This is a genomic window from Segeticoccus rhizosphaerae (assembly GCF_009192725.1).
GTDB lineage: Bacteria > Actinomycetota > Actinomycetes > Actinomycetales > Dermatophilaceae > Segeticoccus > Segeticoccus rhizosphaerae.
On sequence record NZ_VOHR01000697.1, the window covers coordinates 1 to 631 of the forward strand.

At 75.0% G+C, this 631-nt stretch carries 1 protein-coding gene and 1 pseudogene; both read right to left on the reverse strand.

The window, feature by feature from the left end; all coding sequences use genetic code 11:
• Nucleotides 1–377 (reverse strand): annotated as a pseudogene (locus FRW57_RS22555) (hypothetical protein); the annotation flags it as partial.
• 81 nt (nt 378–458) lie between these two features.
• Nucleotides 459–631 (reverse strand): ATP-binding protein (locus tag FRW57_RS24695; protein WP_338055408.1); only part of this gene is annotated, 173 nt, incomplete at its 5' end.

Sequence of the window (631 nt, forward strand, 5' to 3'; positions counted from 1 at the left end):
CCGTAGGTCGCTCCGCTCGCCAGCAGGGCCGCGAGCAGCGCCACTGCCGGGAGCTCGTAGCGCCTGCGGGGCTTCTTCCCGGTGGTCGTGCCGGCCGTGCCGCCCGGAGCTGCTCCGTGCCCGCCCTGCCCGCCCTGCCCGATCTGCGGGCCGGGCTGGCCCTGGCCCGGGAAGCCGTAGGGTCCTTGCGGCCCCCCGTCATAGGGGCGAGGCCTCCCAGCTCCGGCGTTCGGTGCGCCGAAGGCGCCACGACGCGGGTCTTGCGGCTCTCCGGGCCGGGGAGCGCCATACCACTGCGGCCCGGGGATCGGCTCGGTCGGCCGGTGACCGCCGCCGGTGCCCTCACCCGGCTGCTGGGGCTGGTTGGTGGTGCCCATGGTGCTCTCCTTCTCCGGGATCCGCCCTGGTGCCCGGATCCGCTCTGTCCGCTCGATGCGTTCTGTACCCAGTGAACCCGGTCAATCTCCAGACGGGCTGGGCGCATCCTGTGAACTGGCTGTGGGCAGCTCGACCACGAAGGTCGCTCCGGCGCCTGGCGTGGGGGCCAGACCGACGCGGCCGTGGTGGCTGCCCACGATCGCCGCGACGATGGCCAGGCCGAGGCCGTTGCCGCCGCCGTGCCCGCGGGTGC